This window comes from Rhizobium sp. UFLA01-1127, from assembly GCF_059803845.1.
Genome location: NZ_JAUQTZ010000144.1, coordinates 1 through 15,764 on the forward strand (window position 1 = coordinate 1; position 15,764 = coordinate 15,764).

Genomic DNA, 15,764 nt, shown 5'->3' on the forward strand with positions numbered 1-15,764 from the left:
GTGTCCACCTATTTTTGGTGGAAACTTCATGCATCAGAGCACCGCGCTTCAGAAGGCGCACAGAAATTCGCGCTTACCAATTATCGAGCAGGCAAAGACGCTCGGTCTGCCCATAATTGAAGTTCTCGCATTATACACTGATGGAGTGATCAAATGTCCAGATAAGCGGTATGCGCAGGTGCTTGGCCTCTCATGTGCAGCTACTCCGCTGGATCTGGCCAAATTTGATCGACTTGACGGAGACGAAATGGGTTCCGTTTCTATGCTAGATGCCGTCTTCGGCTCGAAGTCATCCCGGCATCCCTGGACGCGCATTATGGGAAAAATTCTGACGCGAAACGTTCATGTCAGACTGCGAACGCCTCTTAATGTGAATTTTCTAAAACGCGCCTACGTCTCTGACATTGACAGTATTCGGTCTATTTGTGAGGGCGAAAATTCTAATGTGGACCCAAAATCAACAGTAAACGTACGAGAGGCGGTCTTTTATTTGCGTCTTGGGTCGGCCGCGATAGCAATCCTTAAACAGGAAGGCTTCTTCGCATCGAGCAAAATTTCGATGGAAGAAATTTGGCAGTTCCAAGAGCGTTTTATTTCCGCTTCTGAGATCAAGGCCAGGCTGGTACTCGCAGGCGTCAAGCCTCCGCCTTTGCCTCAAATCGGGCTTGGACTTCAGGCGCTTGGTGCAAAGCCAATCCTTCTTGACTTCCCTCGCTATCACCGCGACGATGGTGAAGGTTATCTCTCTACCATATTCAGTGAAAGACAGCATCTGGCCTGAAAAGAATCAAGAATTTTTTCCGGCAACTATATATTTCAATCTGTTAGCGGAATCATTTGAAAGTTCTGACCACAGCTAGAGTACGATCCGGCGGAAGACCGCGCGCATTGACGTCATCAATCAGATGAGCGGGAAAGCGGGTGGCAATCTCGTCGAGCGTATGCTGTGCCATGCGCTGAATTTTGCGGAGGCGTAGAAGCGAGAAAAGCCTTGAGGCCTCGTCTGATACTGTGCCAGCCATGATTCTGCTCCTTTGAGGCTGTCTGCGATGAATTTCCATTGCATCTAATATGGTGGTTCGTTGACATTCAGACAAATGAAATGATATGGTGCTAAGGATCAGAAAAATTGAAAGGTAATCGATATGACCGTACCGTTCCGCCGGCCCATACCGTTGCTTGACAATGAAGTTCTGCGTACCTTTGTCGCGATTGCCGAAACGGGGAATTTTTCGACCGCGGCCGATGCAGTTTTCCGCACACCATCCGCCGTTTCCATGCAGATCAAGAAGCTGGAAGAGCAGCTCGGCGTTACGCTGTTCCTGCGCGATGCGCGGTCGGTGAGCCTGACGCAGCATGGGGAGATGCTGCTCTCCTATGCGCGCAATATTCTGGCGCTCTCCAACGAGGCGGTGTCGCGCTTCATCATGCCCGAGCTAAGCGGCGTGGTGCGGCTTGGCGCACCTGACGACATCGGCGAACGCCTGCTGCCGACCATCCTGAAGAGCTTTTCTGAGACCTATCCGGGCATCATGGTCGATGTCGTCGTCGATATGAGCCTCCAGCTCAAGAAGCGCATCGAGGAGCAGCGGCTGGACCTCGCGCTGATCAATTGCGCGACGCGCCCTTTTCCGACCGAGGGCGAGGTGATTTACACGGAGCGTCTCGTTTGGGCCGGCGCGAAATGCGGCACCGCCTATCGCCGCGATCCGCTGCCTATATCGATCTGGGAAGAGGGCTGCATCTGGCGGTCGGAAGCGATGGCGCAGCTGGAGCGGCAGAAGCGCGCCTATCGCGTTTCCTATCTGAGCGCCCATACGATGGCGCAGCGCGCGGCGATTGTCTCCGATCTTGCGGTCGCGCCGTTCCCGCGCTCCTACATCACCGACGATATGGAAATTCTCGGGCCGAACGAGGGGCTGCCGGAATTGACGTCGTTCGACATTCGTCTGCTGACGGCATCGCAGATGACCGGGCCGATGAAGGCCGTGGCTGACAGCATCCGCCAGGCCTTTGTCGAGATCGGCCGCAAAATGGCCGCGTGAACGCGGCCAATCCCTTCTATTCGCGGCTGCGGCGACGCCTGCGGCTGCTGCCTTCTCCGCCATCGTCGGAGATCTGCTTGCGCTCCGGCAAGGTCACCACCTTGGAGAGTTCCGGGAAGTTATCGACCTTGTTCGGCATAGCCATGGCGTAGACGAAATGCTCTTGAAACTTTGATTCAAGCGCCGTCTCTATCTTCTCGATTTTCCTGACGGTTTCCTCGATTTCGCGGCGATGGCCGCGATTGAGCAGCGCCATGCGTGCGCCGGTGCCGGCGGCATTGCCGACGGCCTTGACCTTGTCGAGCTCGCAGTCGGGTATCAAGCCCAGCACCATAGCATATTTCGGGTCGATGAAGGTGCCGAAGGCGCCGGCAAGGCCGATGCGGTCGACGTGATCGATGCCCTGCTTATCCATCAGCAGCTTGACGCCGGCATATAGCGCCGCCTTCGCAAGCTGGATGGCGCGGATATCGTTTTGCGTCACCGTGATGCGCGGTTCGCCGTCGCGCAGCAGATAGGAGAAAGTGCGGCCATTCTGCAGGATGCGCGGCGAGCGCGCCGTCATCGAGCCATCGACGACGCCATCTTCCGAAATGATGCCGGTCAGGAACATTTCGGCGACGACCTCGATGATGGCCGAGCCGCAGATGCCGGTGACGCCGACCTTGGCGGCGGCTTCCTCGAAGCCCGGCTCATCCGACCACGGTTCGATGCCGATGACACGATAGCGCGGCTCCAGGGTTACAGGATCGATGCGCACGCGCTCGATCGCGCCGGGTGCGGCGCGCTGGCCGCTGGAAATCTCCGCGCCTTCGAAGGCCGGGCCGGTCGGCGACGACGCGGCGACGACGCGGTGGCTATTGCCAAGCACGATTTCGGCATTCGTGCCGATGTCGACCAGCAGCATCATTTCATCCTGGCGATGCGGCCCTTCGGCAAGCGTGGCGGCAGCGGCATCGGCGCCGACATGGCCGGCGATGCAGGGCAACATATAGATGCGCGTCCCGGCATTCATTGGCAGGCCGATCTCCGCCGATTTCAGATGCACGGCTCCCGATACCGCAAGCGCGAAGGGTGCGCCGCCGAGTTCGGTCGGGTCGATGCCGAGGAAAAGGTGATGCATGATCGGATTGCCGACGAAGACGGCGTTCAGAATATCCTCGCGCGACACGCCGCCGTCAGCGCAGACCTTGTCGATCAAGCCGTTCAGGGCTTCGCGAACGGCGTTGGTCATGGCCTCGCGGCCGTCCGGATTCATCATCACATAGGAGACGCGGCTCATCAGATCCTCGCCGAAGCGGATCTGCGGATTGGAAGCGCCGGCCGATGCGACGGTTCTGCCCGACAGCAGAGACGACAGATGCATCGCGATCGTCGTCGAGCCGATATCGCAAGCAATGCCATAGGCCTCGTTCTTCAGGCCCGGATAGAGTGCGATGAGGCGGGGGCGTTCGCTGTCCTGATCGCGATGAATGGCGGCCGTTACCTTCCATTCGCCCTTGCGCAGGATCGACTGCACCTGCGGGATGAGGTGGAAATCCACTTCGAGGTTGTCGTATTTCCAGTCCGCAGCGATGGCCGCCTTCAGGCGGTCGAGATCGCCTGACGGTTTGTGCATGTCGGGTTCCTCGACCTCGACGTAGCACATGTGCACGGCCGGATCGCGGGCGATGACGCGCTCGTCGGCAGCCTTTCGCACCACCTGCGCGTTAATAACGGTATCCTGCGGCACGTCGATGACGAGATCGCCCTGGATCAAAGCGGAGCAGGAGAGCCGGCGGCCTTCCGGCAGCTCGCGCACTTCGGCATAGCGCTTTTCCTTCGGCCCGATCGGCGAAAGATGGTCATTGGCCGAGACGATCTTGTGCTTGGCAAAATTGCCTTCCTGCACGGACACCTGGCAGCGCCCGCAGGTCGCACGGCCGCCACAGACGCTTTCGACATAGACGCCAAGCTGCCGTGCCGCCTCCAGCACCGGCGTTCCCACCGGGAAGTGGCCGCGCTTGCCGGACGGCATGAAAAGGACGAGAGGTTTTGCGCTGTCGCTGGCTTCGGCCACGGATCAGTCTTTCTGTTTGCTAAGGCGGCGCACGTTCGATCGAACGCGTTTGCTGTATGGTTTGACGGCTGCGCGGGCGATCGAATCCACCGCCCGATGCGCCGAGGTTTTGCGCCCCGTCGCGATTGCCGTCATCGCCGCAATGTTCTCTTCAGCCATCGCCATATTCGCAGCGATGACACTTTCGGCGACGGCGGTCACCTTTTCGGTGATCATCCGATTGAATTCGGCCGTGTTTGCGCGGCCGCCGGTCATAGCCGTCATCCACATTTGCGACAGGCGCATCCCGATCACCATGGGTGCCTCTATCCACAAGGTGGCGAGGTCGTCGGAAAGCCGGCGGCTCGGATAGGTCATCGCTACTCCCTCGCGGCTCCTGCACCGGCGCGTCCAGCACGGCCACCACGACGTCCGCCACCGGTGGCGGGCGCCGCGGCTGCTGCAGTCGCCGCGCCGCCTTCCGCCGGCTTGTAATCGCGATAGGTCATGATCCAGTTGGTGCAATTGGCATCCGTGCCGTTCAAGACATTGGCCGCGCGCACCGCTTCCATCTCCTGCGGACGGCAGGGGTTCATGATCGCCGAGGTCATTCCGGCGCCGATGACCATCGGGATGAAACCGGCATTGATGCCGTGGCGGTGCGGCAGGCCGAAGGAGATGTTGGAAAGGCCGCAGGTGGTATTGACCTTGAGTTCATGGCGCAGGCGGTGCAGCAATGCGAAGACTTGACGGCCGGCATCGCCGAGCGCCCCGATCGGCATGACGAGCGGATCGACGACGATGTCCTCGGGCTTGATGCCATGATCCATGGCACGCTCGACGATCTTCTTGGCGACGGCAAAGCGCACGTCCGGATCCATGGAAATGCCGGTTTCGTCATTCGAGATGGCGACGACGGGTACATCGTATTTCTTGACCAGAGGCAGGATGGCTTCGAGCTTTTCCTCTTCACCGGTCACCGAATTGACCAGCGGCCGGCCCTTGGCGACCTTGAGCGCAGCCTCGATCGCCGCCGTGACCGAGCTGTCGATCGAGAGCGGCACATCGACCAAACCTTGCACGATTTCCAGCGTCTGCACGAGAAGACCCGGTTCCGTCTCGTTCGGGTTGACCGAAGTCACACCCGCATTGACGTCGAGCATGGTCGCGCCGGCGGCGACCTGTTCCAGAGCATCCTTGATGACGGTCTCGAAATTGCCTTCGATCATCTCGGCGGCAAGCTTCTTGCGCCCTGTCGGGTTGATGCGCTCGCCGATCACGCAGAAGGGCTGGTCGAAGCCTATGATGATCTCGCGGGTGGCGGAGGCAACGATGGTACGCGTCATGTCTGATCCTCTGGTCAGTTGGCCCGATAGCAGGTCTATCGCGCGGTGATTTGGGTTACAAGCCGGCCGGTTCCTCTCCTGGCCTGGCTCTATTTATCGAACTCAATGCGTCTGCGGCGGCGTATGGTGGGCAGCGATTTCCGCCATCGCCTGCTGGTTTTCTTCCCGGCCTTCGCTGATCTGATGCAGCCGCTCGGCAACCAGCGCGTCGGTGCGGCTTGCCTCGCGCTTCCACGGCTGACGGCCTTTCAGAACGCCGGAATCATGCACCATCTCGGCAACATATTCCTCCTGACGATAGGCCATGACGTGAATGCCGGAAACGCCCTCGATCTCCTTCACCTCGTTGATGATATCGATACAGAGCTGCTTGCCTTCCTTCTTCTGGTCCTGTGCACCTTCGATACGCTTGATGACCTCATCCGGGATATGCACGCCCGGTACGTTGGAGCGCATCCAGCGGGCAGTTTTTGCCGAGGCGAGCGGGCCGACTCCGACGAGAATGAAGCACTTTTCGTGCAGGCCGAGGTCGCGCACCTTCTTCATGTATTCCCGGAACATCGCTACGTCATAGCAATACTGGCTCTGGACGAACTGCGCGCCGGCCTCGATCTTCTTCGCCAGCCGGTAGGGCCGGAAATCATAAGGCGGTGCGAAGGGGTTGATGGCGGCGCCGAGAAAGACCTTCGGCGGCGACGTCAGCTTGCGGCCGGAGAGGAATTTGGCGTTGTCGCGCATGACGCGCACGGTTTCGAGCAGCGACATGCAATCGAGGTCGAAGACCGGCTTGGCGCCCGGCTGGTCACCCGCCTGCACACCGTCACCGGTCAGGCACATGATGTTGCACACGCCCATGGCGGCAGCACCCAGCACGTCGCCCTGAATGGCGATGCGGTTCTTGTCGCGGCAGGCGATCTGCATGATGGGCGCATAGCCCATGCGGGTCAGCAAAGCACAGATCCCGACCGAGGACATATGGCAGTTTGCACCCGAAGCGTCGACCGCATTGATGCCATCCACCCAGCCCTCGAAAATGGCGGCGCGTTCGTAGACGTCTTCGGCATTGGCGCTGTCGGGCGGGTTCAGCTCGGCGGTGACGGCGAATTCGCCGCGGCGAAGCACGCGTTCCAGCCGACCGAGCGAATAATGGCCGGGCAGGGGATCGAGCGGCAGATGCACGCCAAGCGGATTTTCATCGATATGCGACATCGCTTACGCTTCCTTTTTCGCCGCTTCGCGGGCTGCGGCCGCTTCCGCCGTGACGCGAAGCCAGGAGGAGGTTTCGCGCAGCGACTGGTTCACGGGCTTCTGCACCTTCAGGATCGCATCGCCCTGAGTCATATTCTGCGAGCCTTTCCATGCCTGCACCCAGACGCAGGGCATATCGGGCTCGACCTCGCAATTGCCGTTGGCGCGTACGCCTCCGCAGGGGCCGTTGCGCAGCTGCTTGGGACAGTTCATCGGACAGGACATGCCCGTCGATGACAGCGCACACTGGCCGCACATGCGGCAATCGAACAGGAAGCCCTTCACATTGCGTTCGATAAAGGTAATCGGGCGCTCCACGCGTTCATAGCCGAACGCCTTCCATAACGGATGAAGCAGGAGAAAGGCGTCTGCGAAGCGACGATAGAACCATTCGAAGAAGCGCGAGTGACGCACGGCCCATAGGCGGACCGTATATTTGCGCCGGGCGCGGCGGTTGGGAGAGACGCCGGCTGGCGTATAGGCACCGCTGGCTGCCTTTGCGCCCGCGGCGGCATTGCCGGGTTTCTGGACCGCATCAGCCATTGTTGCGGCCTCCGGCCTTCACCAGCGCCACTAGCCGCTCGCGATCATAAGCGGCCTCGAGCTCGCTTGCCGCCGCGTCTGCTTCAGCTTCAAGGTCGTCGGAAACAGGCACGGGATCGGCCTTGCGCCATTCGGCGAGATAGTCGTCGGTCTCGGCGGCACCGGTGCGCATGGCGCACATGTCGATTGCTTCGGTAAAGCGCAGCGATAGCTCGCGTTTTGCCGTCTGCCTGCCCTTCTTGATAATCACCTGGGCTGGAATGTCCCGCCAGTAGACGACAATGCGATCCGCCATGCACAAATCTCCTCTTCACATAAGAATGCACGCCGGCCGACCATCGGACTGCGCTCGCCACGACGCGGCACATGCCGAAAAACGACGCGACGTGAAAACCTCGTCCGCGAGCGTCCCTAACGCACATTATCCTTTGAAACGGCTGGGTTCGAACTGTGATTGAATGTCGAACGTTCGTCCAGCATGTCGGTTTCGGCAAAGAAGAGACAGGATAAAGAGCGGGGAGGACGCAGCGATCAGACAGCAGACAATTCTCGGCCAAGGTCCCCGTAACCGGTGTAGCGATATTCGTAGTCCAGACCAAGATAAGCGGCGGCTTCCTTCGCCTTCGCCTGCAGCGCGGAATCCTCTTCCTGCGAGAGGTAGACCACCTTGCGGTAGTTGCCGAAATACATGTCGCGCAGCTCCGGATGACGGTCCAGACCGAGCGGAACGATGACGAAGGATTCGAACTGACGGGCGAGGAAGTCGGTCAGGAAAAACGACGTAATGTCGTCGTCGCGCGCCGCGAAAGCCTCATTGCCCGTGAAGAAGGAATAACAATGAGGGCCGGAAAGGCGTTCTATTCCCTCGCGCTCGCAAATCCTGTCGATATCTCCGCCGGTGCCGCAATCGGCATAGCCGATGAAGATCTTCTCGAACCCGCGCGAGCGGGCGTCCGTAATCGCCTCTTCCAGGGCCGGTGCGATCTTCTGCGGATAGGAATGGTAGATTGCGGGAAGACAATGGAGATCGATGTGGTCGAGCCCATTTATTCTGACGATCGCCAGTATTTCGCGCGCGATTGCCCCGCACGCGATTACATGAACTTTCTGAATTGCCGCGCGTTTATCGGGCGGAGGGTTTTTCTCCGAATCTTGCCGATCAACATCCATTTAAAGGGGCTCCTGATGATGACCGTATCGACAACCAGCAAAATCGCCGCTGCCTTCGCCATTCTTGTGCTGCTTGCTTCATGCTCCAACACCATTCGCGGCATGGGCAAAGATACGGCAAACGCCGTCAATGCGACGGAAGATGCCGGTCATACCGTCAAGAAGGCTGCTCAGTAACTCATTTGGGATGTCTGTGGGCCGGCGACAACCTTTTTCGTCGCCGGCTCGGAGAAGTATGGCAATCAGGCCCCGGCAGCCAGGCTGTTGTGTTTGCGCTTCATGAATTCCTTAGCGGTTTCGACCGCGACGGCTGCGTCGCGGCAGTAGGCGTCTGCACCGACGGCCTTGCCGAACTCCTCGTTCAGCGGCGCACCACCGACCAGCACGACATAGTCGTCGCGCAGGCCCTTTTCCTTCAGCGTATCTATGACGACCTTCATATAAGGCATCGTCGTCGTCAGCAGGGCCGACATGCCGAGAATGTCAGGCTGTTCGCGTTCGATGGCGTCGAGATAGTTTTCGACCGGATTGTTGATGCCGAGGTCGATAACGTCGAAGCCGGCACCTTCCATCATCATGCCGACAAGATTCTTTCCGATATCGTGAATGTCGCCCTTGACGGTACCGATCACCATCTTGCCGAGCTTCGGCGCGCCGGTCTGCGCCAGAAGCGGCCGCAGGATCGACATGCCGGCCTTCATCGCATTGGCCGAAAGCAGGACTTCCGGAACGAAGAGAATGCCGTCGCGGAAGTCGATGCCGACGATGCGCATACCTTCGACCAGCGCCTGGGTCAGAACATCGTAAGGCGTCCAGCCGCGGTCGAGAAGGATTTGCGTCCCTTCCTCGATTTCTTCCTTCAATCCATCGTACAGGTCGTCATGCATCTGCTGCACGAGTTCCTCATCCGAAAGTTCCGCGAGAATGATTTCGTCGTCAGACATGCGCTCCATCCCGTTTTCGTGCAATGCGTCAGAGACTTGTATAAAACACTGCTATTATTACGGATAGACCCGAACGCCGCCAAAACTCTTTTTGAATGCGACGTCGCGCGGATCATTCGCGACGGAAAGAAAGCGACGATATTGACGCATCCATGTCTGTCCTATGCTAATTGCTGGCGCATTAAGGAACGTCCGGCCGGCGGAATCGGGTAGCATGGGGCACGATAGACGCATCCATGCGCAGGAGTGAGGAAACATCATGGACGATATGATTGAGCAACCGGCTGCAGGCAATGACGGCGGCGGACGGCGTTCGCGCGGCGAGGGCAGAGGTGCCGCGGCACGACGCGCTTCGCGCAGCGGCGGCGGGCCGGGTCCTTCGCTTCCCTATATCACGCGCAAGATCGGCGTTTATGAAGTGCTTGACGAAGAGGGTCTTCAGCTCATCGAGCGCAATGCCGACAAGGTTCTGGAGGAAATCGGCATCGAATTTCGCGACGATGCGGAAGCTCTCGCACTCTGGAAGGAAGCGGGTGCCGACGTGCGCGGACAGCGCGTGCATTTTCCGAAGGGACTTTGCCGCGAGCTTCTGAAGACGGCGCCGAAGGAATTCACCTGGCATGCGCGCAACAGCGCCCGCAACGCCCATGTCGGCGGCAAGGCGACGATCTTCGCGCCGGTTTACGGCCCACCCTTCGTGCGCGATCTCGACGGCAACCGCCGTTATGCGACGATCGAGGATTTCCGCAATTTCGTGAAGCTCGCCTATATGGCGCCGTCGATGCATTCGTCCGGCGGCACTGTGTGCGAGCCGGTCGATATCCCGGTCAACAAGCGCCATCTGGATATGGTCTACAGCCATATCAAATATTCCGACAAGCCGTTCATGGGCTCGGTCACGGCACCGGAAAGGGCCGAGGATACTATTGCGATGGCGAAGATCGTCTTCGGCGACGATTTCGTCGAAAACAATTGCGTCACGCTGAACCTCATCAACGCCAACTCGCCGATGGTGTTCGACGAGACCATGCTCGGCGCACTGAAGGTCTATGCGCGGCATAATCAGGCTTCGGTCGTTTCTCCGTTTATTCTTTCGGGCGCAATGAGCCCGGTAACGGTCGCCGGCACGCTGACGCAGATCCTGGCGGAAGTACTTGCCGGTGCCTCGTTCACGCAGCTCATCCGCAAGGGATCGCCGGTGCTTTATGGCACGTTCGCCGCCTCGATCTCGATGCAGTCGGGCGCGCCGACCTTCGGCACGCCGGAGCCGTCGCTCGTCTCCTACGGCTCGGCACAGCTGGCCCGCCGTCTCGGACTGCCGTTCCGTACCGGCGGCTCGCTTTGCGCGTCGAAGGTGCCGGATGCACAGGCTGCCCATGAATCGGCCAACACCCTGAACATGACGCTGCTCGCCGGCACGAATTTCGTGCTGCACGCGGCCGGCTGGCTGGAAGGCGGTCTCGTTTCTTCCTACGAGAAGTTCATGATCGACCAGGACCAGCTCGGCATGATGCAGAAGATGGCGGAAGGCGTCGATCTCTCGGAGAACGGCCAGGCGCTGGATGCCATCCGCGAAGTCGGCCCGGGCAGTCATTACCTCGGCTGCGCCCATACGCAGGCCAACTTCCAGTCCGCTTTCTATCGCTCGGCGCTCGCTGACAACAACTCCTTCGAACAGTGGGAGATCGAAGGACAGAAGCGTATCGAGCAACGCGCCAATGCGCTTTGCCGCTCCTGGCTCGATCATTACGAAGCGCCGCCGCTCGATCCGGCGATCGACGAAGCGTTGCTCGCTTATATTCAGAAGCGCAAGGATTCGATGCCTGACGCCTTCACCTGAAGAGAGCCCGAGGCCGCCAGGGAGCAAGGCGGTGCGACGCGCGTCGCCGACCTGATCCAGAAGGAGGTCTGGCGGCCGCACTATCAATATAAGGGGCCGCGGTGAGGTGCGGTCCCGCCATAGTCGAACAACTCCGTGCGACGCTTGGCGTCCACGGAGTTTTCGTTCGCGGCAGCCTGTCTTTCCACCAGGGCGAGGGGCCGCTCCTTTATGACGGCACGGAGGCCCGCAGCATCATCCTGCTCGGCAATATCGGCGGTTCGATCTGGCCGGCGTTTTCGAAATGGCTGGACATGCCCGCCAATAGGACACGCAAAAATCCGCTGGACGACTGGTCGAAGGCGATCATACGGCCGATTGCGGTAGAGGCGGGGGCTACGGCCTATTTTCCTTCGGACCCTCCCTGGCAACCATTTCAGCGATGGGCCATGCAGGCCGAGGGGCTAAAGGCATCGCCGCTCGGCATATTGATTCATCCGGACTATGGCCTATGGCATGGCTATCGCGGTGCATTGGGATTTGCGGACGTCCTTGAAGATGACGAGGTACAGGCATTTTCCGAGCATCCATGCGATCAGTGCGTCGAGAAGCCATGTCTCACGGCTTGCCCCGTCGATGCCGTAACAGCGGCAGGCTTCGACGTTCCGAGTTGTCGTTCGCATCTGCGTAAGCGGGAAGGGCAGGTTGGCTGCATGGCCAGCGGATGCCTTGCGCGCAATGCATGCCCGGTCGGAGCCTGCTATCGTTATTCCGTTGAGCAGCTTGCCTTCCATATGGCGGCGCTCCAGCTTTAGTTTTCACGCATTCCCTGTTTCGCCGCATTGCGGATGCGTTCTGGGGCTTGTGCCAGATGCGTTTCTTTGTGCATTCCGGACGGAAAACTGCAGCGCATTGTTCCTGGAAATACTCTATTCATGCGGAGCCATGCACTTGATTCGATCGATGGTCATGCTTGCCGTTCTTGCCTTTGCCGCCACCGCTTCGGCCGGCGAAGCCTGCCAGAAGGTTCGGCATCTTGGCGATGGCTATACGATCTGTACTTTCGATCCCGCCCACGACGATATCCGGATTTTCCACAATGACCGCAGCGGCAAACCCTACGGCTCGTTCCGGGCGCTGGAAATGGATCTGCGCCAGGATCGGGTCTATGTGCGCTTCGCCATGAATGGCGGCATGTATCTGGATGACCAGTCACCGGTCGGCCTGTTCGTCGAAAACGGGCGCGAGCTGAAGGCGATCAATACCAACAGCGGATGGGGCAATTTCCATCTCCTGCCGAACGGAGTCTTCTATACCTCGCCAGGCAAAGCGGCGGTCATGGAAAGCAAGGCTTTCGCCGCTTCCGGCATCAAGCCGTTCTACGCAACCCAGTCCGGTCCGATGCTCGTCATCGGCGGCAAGCTCCATCCGTCGTTTCTGGCCGACAGCACCAGCCTCAAGACCCGAAACGGCGTCGGCGTCACCGTGGATGGGCTCGTCGTGTTCGCGATTTCCGATGGCCCGGTGCGCTTCCACGATTTTGCAACGCTGTTTCGTGACGATCTGAAATGTCCGAATGCGCTGTTTCTCGACGGCAGCATTTCCAGCGTCGACATACCGGAATGGCAAAGGCGCGACAGCCTGTTTCCGCTCGGGCCTATCATTGCGGTGACGGAAATGCTGCCGGGCTGATCGGCGCCTGAAACGCGAAGAGCCCCGCAACGCCTTTGCGCCGCGGAGCTCTCCGTTGCCGCCGCAAAATCTCAGACGAACTGATCGATATAGGTGAGGATGCTGAACAGGCCGTCCTTCGGACCCGGATTGCCCGGGAAATCCTCAGTGAAGCGAAGATAGGCCCTTGGCTTGCCGCCATAGGCGCCGGTCTGAGGCGCTTCCCTCGACAAGTGTTGGCGGATCGACTGCGGGAGAAGGTTGATCGTTGCGTCGTCGATGATCGGCTCGATGATGACAGGCTCGCCATTGAAGGCGATCGCCTCGGTTGCCGCGGTGGAGATGCCCGCCAGCTTGCGGATCTGATCGTAGGATTCCGGCGGCAGCGGCGCCGGCAGATAGGCCGCCATGCGGTGATACATGATATAGGCTTCGACCCAGTTCTGCGCGTTGACATGCAGGCGCATCGCGACCGCCTGACGCTGCAGCATGAATTCGGTGATGCGCGGCATCAGCGAGCTGCGATAATCCGGTGCGTAATGGTTGCCGCGCAGAGCCTGTGAGGCGAGATATTCGAGGCCGCCCCTGTAGGTATCCCACTGGAACATGCATTCCTTGTTACCCTGCTGCAGGCGCGGGTCGTCGGAAACGGCAGTGACGCGCGCAAAGGGTTCGGGCATGAAAAGCACGTCCGCCTTGTCCAAAGCACGGGTGGTGTAAAGAAACGCCCAAAAAATGAACGGCGTCGGGCTCGAAATCGATTTCAGCAGAACGTCGCGCCGGATGATCATGAATTCGGGAAAGATATGACGCTCGAGAATGAAGTCGAGCATCGAGCGGAAGTCGCCCTTGGAGTGACGGGTCGGATAGGAAAGGTGATAGAAGGGCTCCATATCCCCGCCGCCTGGCCGGCCATCGACCAGAAGCCACGGCGCCTGGATCATGCCGATATTTTGATCGTCCACCATAATGCGAAGATATTCGACGACCTTTTCGGGGATCAGGAGATCGTCGTCGCCGAGAAAGACCGCGTAGTGTCCGCGGGCTCTCTGCATTGCAAAGGCGTAGTTGCTGATGAAACCGGAGTTGCTTGCCCGGCGATAGGCACTGATTTCCGGATGGTGCGAGATCGACTGGATATAGGCGGCCGTATTGTCGGTCGAACAATCGTCGACGATGACGATCTCGAAGGGAAGGTCCAGCCGGCGGAATGCTTCCAAGTGGAAATTGATGTTCCGCTCGAGCATGAACTGACGGTTATAGGTCGGCACGCAGATCGAAAGAACGGGGACTTGGGTAGAGGACATCGATTTCTCCGCAGGGCATCGGCGTGATTCAATGCGCCGACTTTGATCCCTGCATAAGCCGGATTGCTTTCGCGGAGCTGGATAGCCCGGCAAATGTTCCGACGGCGGAGACGCCGATGCTCCAGTTCAGTGCAAGTTCCGCCCTCTATGCTCGGGAAAGAGCGGTCCTGCGGTCCCGACAGGACAGGATTGCCGTTTCCGGGGCTGCTTCGCCCGGAAACGCGACAGGATAGCGCGAGCATGTGATACGTCCGATATCGTCAGCGGTCGGCATTCATGTCAGCATCAGGAGACCTTGTGAGCAAAGTCAGCGTCATCATTCCCGCCTATAACGCGCAGGAGTCCATCGGTGAAACGATTGCGGCGGTTCTTGAAAATCGCGACGTTCTGGAAGTGATCGTCGTCGACGACATGTCCCGAGATGCGACCGCGATGATCGTCGAGCGGCATGCCCAGCGCGACGATCGGGTGCGGTTGCTGCGCAATCCGCAAAATGGCGGGGCCGGATACAGCCGGAACGCCGGCATGGCGGCGGCGCACGGCGACTATTATTATTTTCTCGATGCCGACGACATGCTGGCGCATCGTTCGATCGACGAGGTGGTGTATCACATGGAAGCCAGCGGCTGCGATGTGATGGTGTTTCGTTACCGCTATGTCACGGAGAAGAGCGGTCGCCTCGGCCCGATGCTGGAGATCGACAACGATGCCTGGCAGGAACTGGTTGGCGATACCGACATAGGGGTTTTTACGCTCGACCAGTGCGGACGACTGCTTTTCACCGTGAATTTTCCCTGGAACAAGGTCGTCAGTGCCAGACTTTGCCGGGAGACGGGCCTGCGTTTCTCGGAAACGCGCGTTCACAACGATATCTATGCTCACTGGCATATCTACATGCATGCGCAGAAGATCGGCATGATGAACCGCTATCTCATCGCGCACCGCGTCTACCAGGGCGCCGCGCAGCTTACGAATGTCTTTACGGAAAAGCGTTTCGAAGTGTTCAAGGCGTTCGCTGAGGTGGAGGTGCTGTTTACGCGCCTGCCGCGGATGAAGGAGGCCTATTATCAGTGGTTCCTTCGCAGCAAGCTCGATTTGCTGTGCTGGATCTACCCGCAATTGCCTTATGATCTGAGGGAACGTTTCTTCGCGCTGATCAGGCAGTGCTATGAGGGATATGGTCAGACCGAGTACGATTATGTCCGGAAGCAGTCGATCGAGATGGCTGACATAGCGCTCAGGCTGAAACAGGCGCCGCATCTTCTATTCGGCGGGCGCTAAGGTAGCGGGCTGAGGCAATTCCAGGAAAAGTGTATGGTGGTTTTCGTCCGGAATTGCGTAAAAATAGAGGGATAGACCTGCCGCCCGTGATATGATTGCCGAACGAAAAGAGGCGCAGCGACCTGGTCGCTGCGCCTCTTTTCAATATCCGGTTCGTTCTATCGAATGGTGTCGAGTTCGTTCAGATCCGACGCGTCTTCGAATTCGTCGCGGCTGTAGATGGCGAAATCCGCTTCGGTCGATTCCTTGAACTTATAGGGATTCTCGAACAGCTTCAGCAATGTCCATTGCGGGAACCGGCTGGCGATGTCGGCGGTGAACTTGCGATGACGGACATGCGATGCGCCACGGA

18 protein-coding genes are annotated in these 15,764 nt (G+C 59.2%); 7 read left to right on the top strand and 11 right to left on the bottom strand.

What is annotated here, in order from left to right:
* A partial coding sequence (locus Q4Q11_RS26240) for a hypothetical protein (RefSeq protein ID WP_498571305.1) occupies nucleotides 1-781 on the top strand: 781 nt, incomplete at its 5' end.
* 52 nt (nucleotides 782-833) lie between these two features.
* Here Q4Q11_RS26240 and Q4Q11_RS26245 read toward each other — a convergent pair.
* Entirely contained in the window at nucleotides 834-1,022 is a 189-nt protein-coding gene (locus tag Q4Q11_RS26245) for a hypothetical protein (RefSeq protein WP_498571306.1), read from the bottom strand.
* A gap of 123 nt (nucleotides 1,023-1,145) precedes the next feature.
* Between Q4Q11_RS26245 and Q4Q11_RS26250 the strand changes: the two genes are divergently transcribed.
* A complete protein-coding gene (locus tag Q4Q11_RS26250; RefSeq protein ID WP_112510039.1) occupies nucleotides 1,146-2,045 on the top strand; it encodes a LysR family transcriptional regulator in 900 nt (299 codons plus the stop codon).
* A gap of 16 nt (nucleotides 2,046-2,061) precedes the next feature.
* Here Q4Q11_RS26250 and Q4Q11_RS26255 read toward each other — a convergent pair whose 3' ends face one another.
* The 7 genes from Q4Q11_RS26255 to Q4Q11_RS26285 all read right to left on the bottom strand — a co-directional run bounded on the left by Q4Q11_RS26255 (nucleotide 2,062) and on the right by Q4Q11_RS26285 (nucleotide 8,390).
* A complete protein-coding gene (locus Q4Q11_RS26255) occupies nucleotides 2,062-4,062 on the bottom strand; it encodes an ASKHA domain-containing protein (RefSeq protein ID WP_498571310.1) in 2,001 nt (666 codons plus the stop codon).
* 45 nt (nucleotides 4,063-4,107) lie between these two features.
* On the bottom strand, nucleotides 4,108-4,359 hold the full coding sequence (locus tag Q4Q11_RS26260) for a hypothetical protein (RefSeq protein WP_498571307.1): 252 nt from the start codon (nucleotides 4,357-4,359) through the stop codon (nucleotides 4,108-4,110).
* A gap of 104 nt (nucleotides 4,360-4,463) precedes the next feature.
* On the bottom strand, nucleotides 4,464-5,429 hold the full coding sequence (locus Q4Q11_RS26265; RefSeq protein ID WP_112510035.1) for a methyltetrahydrofolate cobalamin methyltransferase: 966 nt from the start codon (nucleotides 5,427-5,429) through the stop codon (nucleotides 4,464-4,466).
* A 102-nt stretch (nucleotides 5,430-5,531) separates the two neighbouring features.
* Nucleotides 5,532-6,638 (bottom strand): methylenetetrahydrofolate reductase, encoded by a 1,107-nt coding sequence (locus Q4Q11_RS26270; RefSeq protein ID WP_113223302.1) that lies wholly within the window; start codon nucleotides 6,636-6,638, stop codon nucleotides 5,532-5,534.
* A gap of 3 nt (nucleotides 6,639-6,641) precedes the next feature.
* Nucleotides 6,642-7,220 carry a methylenetetrahydrofolate reductase C-terminal domain-containing protein gene (locus Q4Q11_RS26275; protein WP_112510031.1) on the bottom strand — a complete coding sequence of 193 codons (579 nt, stop codon included), beginning with the start codon at nucleotides 7,218-7,220 and terminating at the stop codon, nucleotides 6,642-6,644.
* Nucleotides 7,213-7,515 carry a virulence factor gene (locus tag Q4Q11_RS26280; RefSeq protein ID WP_113223303.1) on the bottom strand — a complete coding sequence of 101 codons (303 nt, stop codon included), beginning with the start codon at nucleotides 7,513-7,515 and terminating at the stop codon, nucleotides 7,213-7,215. The genes Q4Q11_RS26275 and Q4Q11_RS26280 overlap by 8 nt, the downstream gene beginning before the upstream one ends.
* A 236-nt stretch (nucleotides 7,516-7,751) precedes the next feature.
* A complete protein-coding gene (locus tag Q4Q11_RS26285; protein ID WP_112510027.1) occupies nucleotides 7,752-8,390 on the bottom strand; it encodes a DUF1638 domain-containing protein in 639 nt (212 codons plus the stop codon).
* Nucleotides 8,391-8,408: 18 nt separating this feature from the next.
* Between Q4Q11_RS26285 and Q4Q11_RS26290 the strand changes: the two genes are divergently transcribed.
* Nucleotides 8,409-8,567, top strand: a complete 159-nt coding sequence (locus tag Q4Q11_RS26290; protein ID WP_498571311.1) for an entericidin domain-containing protein — start codon at nucleotides 8,409-8,411, stop codon at nucleotides 8,565-8,567.
* 65 nt (nucleotides 8,568-8,632) lie between these two features.
* Here Q4Q11_RS26290 and Q4Q11_RS26295 read toward each other — a convergent pair whose 3' ends face one another.
* A complete protein-coding gene (locus Q4Q11_RS26295; RefSeq protein WP_112510357.1) occupies nucleotides 8,633-9,334 on the bottom strand; it encodes a cobalamin B12-binding domain-containing protein in 702 nt (233 codons plus the stop codon).
* 259 nt (nucleotides 9,335-9,593) lie between these two features.
* On the opposite strand from Q4Q11_RS26295, the gene Q4Q11_RS26300 reads away from it, so the two are divergent.
* From Q4Q11_RS26300 to Q4Q11_RS26310, 3 genes are all read left to right on the top strand, one after another.
* Nucleotides 9,594-11,174 (top strand): trimethylamine methyltransferase family protein, encoded by a 1,581-nt coding sequence (locus tag Q4Q11_RS26300; RefSeq protein ID WP_112510023.1) that lies wholly within the window; start codon nucleotides 9,594-9,596, stop codon nucleotides 11,172-11,174.
* Between the two features lie 101 nt (nucleotides 11,175-11,275).
* Nucleotides 11,276-11,968, top strand: coding sequence for a 4Fe-4S dicluster domain-containing protein (locus Q4Q11_RS26305; protein ID WP_113216221.1), 693 nt, complete (start codon nucleotides 11,276-11,278; stop codon nucleotides 11,966-11,968).
* Nucleotides 11,969-12,098: 130 nt separating this feature from the next.
* Nucleotides 12,099-12,845: a phosphodiester glycosidase family protein gene (locus tag Q4Q11_RS26310; protein WP_498571308.1), complete on the top strand. Its 747-nt coding sequence runs from the start codon at nucleotides 12,099-12,101 to the stop codon at nucleotides 12,843-12,845.
* A 71-nt stretch (nucleotides 12,846-12,916) separates the two neighbouring features.
* On the opposite strand, the gene Q4Q11_RS26315 is transcribed toward Q4Q11_RS26310, so the two are convergent.
* Nucleotides 12,917-14,131: a glycosyltransferase family 2 protein gene (locus Q4Q11_RS26315; RefSeq protein WP_112510019.1), complete on the bottom strand. Its 1,215-nt coding sequence runs from the start codon at nucleotides 14,129-14,131 to the stop codon at nucleotides 12,917-12,919.
* Nucleotides 14,132-14,428: 297 nt separating this feature from the next.
* Here Q4Q11_RS26315 and Q4Q11_RS26320 point away from each other — a divergent pair, with 297 nt between their 5' ends.
* Entirely contained in the window at nucleotides 14,429-15,412 is a 984-nt protein-coding gene (locus tag Q4Q11_RS26320; protein ID WP_162736028.1) for a glycosyltransferase family 2 protein, read from the top strand.
* A 158-nt stretch (nucleotides 15,413-15,570) separates the two neighbouring features.
* Here Q4Q11_RS26320 and Q4Q11_RS26325 read toward each other — a convergent pair.
* Nucleotides 15,571-15,764: hypothetical protein (locus Q4Q11_RS26325; protein WP_498571309.1), on the bottom strand; the 194-nt coding region annotated here is incomplete at its 5' end.

What these genes read in the sequence shown, in the direction of transcription:
- Q4Q11_RS26245 (WP_498571306.1), bottom strand. Translation starts at nt 1,022, where the DNA reads ATGGCTGGCACAGTATCAGACGAGGCCTCAAGGCTTTTCTCGCTTCTA.
- Q4Q11_RS26250 (WP_112510039.1), top strand. Translation starts at nt 1,146, where the DNA reads ATGACCGTACCGTTCCGCCGGCCCATACCGTTGCTTGACAATGAAGTT.
- Q4Q11_RS26255 (WP_498571310.1), bottom strand. Translation starts at nt 4,062, where the DNA reads ATGCCGTCCGGCAAGCGCGGCCACTTCCCGGTGGGAACGCCGGTGCTG.
- Q4Q11_RS26260 (WP_498571307.1), bottom strand. Translation starts at nt 4,359, where the DNA reads ATGACCGGCGGCCGCGCAAACACGGCCGAATTCAATCGGATGATCACC.
- Q4Q11_RS26265 (WP_112510035.1), bottom strand. Translation starts at nt 5,429, where the DNA reads ATGACGCGTACCATCGTTGCCTCCGCCACCCGCGAGATCATCATAGGC.
- Q4Q11_RS26270 (WP_113223302.1), bottom strand. Translation starts at nt 6,638, where the DNA reads ATGTCGCATATCGATGAAAATCCGCTTGGCGTGCATCTGCCGCTCGAT.
- Q4Q11_RS26275 (WP_112510031.1), bottom strand. Translation starts at nt 7,220, where the DNA reads ATGGCTGATGCGGTCCAGAAACCCGGCAATGCCGCCGCGGGCGCAAAG.
- Q4Q11_RS26280 (WP_113223303.1), bottom strand. Translation starts at nt 7,515, where the DNA reads ATGGCGGATCGCATTGTCGTCTACTGGCGGGACATTCCAGCCCAGGTG.
- Q4Q11_RS26285 (WP_112510027.1), bottom strand. Translation starts at nt 8,390, where the DNA reads ATGGATGTTGATCGGCAAGATTCGGAGAAAAACCCTCCGCCCGATAAA.
- Q4Q11_RS26290 (WP_498571311.1), top strand. Translation starts at nt 8,409, where the DNA reads ATGACCGTATCGACAACCAGCAAAATCGCCGCTGCCTTCGCCATTCTT.
- Q4Q11_RS26295 (WP_112510357.1), bottom strand. Translation starts at nt 9,334, where the DNA reads ATGTCTGACGACGAAATCATTCTCGCGGAACTTTCGGATGAGGAACTC.
- Q4Q11_RS26300 (WP_112510023.1), top strand. Translation starts at nt 9,594, where the DNA reads ATGGACGATATGATTGAGCAACCGGCTGCAGGCAATGACGGCGGCGGA.
- Q4Q11_RS26310 (WP_498571308.1), top strand. Translation starts at nt 12,099, where the DNA reads ATGCACTTGATTCGATCGATGGTCATGCTTGCCGTTCTTGCCTTTGCC.
- Q4Q11_RS26315 (WP_112510019.1), bottom strand. Translation starts at nt 14,131, where the DNA reads ATGTCCTCTACCCAAGTCCCCGTTCTTTCGATCTGCGTGCCGACCTAT.